Raw genomic sequence first — 241 nt, forward strand, 5'->3', positions numbered from 1 at the left:
GTTAAGTAAAGTTTACGCATTAACCCAGTCATACCGCTTTAGAAATTTGTCTGACTTTGTACCGGTTTTGGTCTTCTCTTCTTTACGCTGGTCCTTTGCCGCATGAAGTTTGAATTTCGAATCCAAGTTCAAAAGAAGAATGCTTGATAATCCCATCACCTTTTCAATTCTTAAAGCGATGACCTCATTAATAAACCTCTTTCTCTGAAGAATCTCTGAAACATTTTTCTGACTAACACCG

The 241-nt window shown here is 37.3% G+C and carries 1 protein-coding gene; it reads right to left on the reverse strand.

The features are described 5' to 3' along the window. Positions 1-12: 12 nt before the first annotated feature. On the reverse strand, positions 13-241 hold a 229-nt coding region (locus HMPREF0519_RS14000), incomplete at its 5' end, for a helix-turn-helix transcriptional regulator (protein ID WP_003637235.1).

The sequence above is a fragment of the Lentilactobacillus hilgardii DSM 20176 = ATCC 8290 genome, assembly GCF_000159315.1.
Taxonomy (GTDB): Bacteria; Bacillota; Bacilli; order Lactobacillales; family Lactobacillaceae; genus Lentilactobacillus; species Lentilactobacillus hilgardii.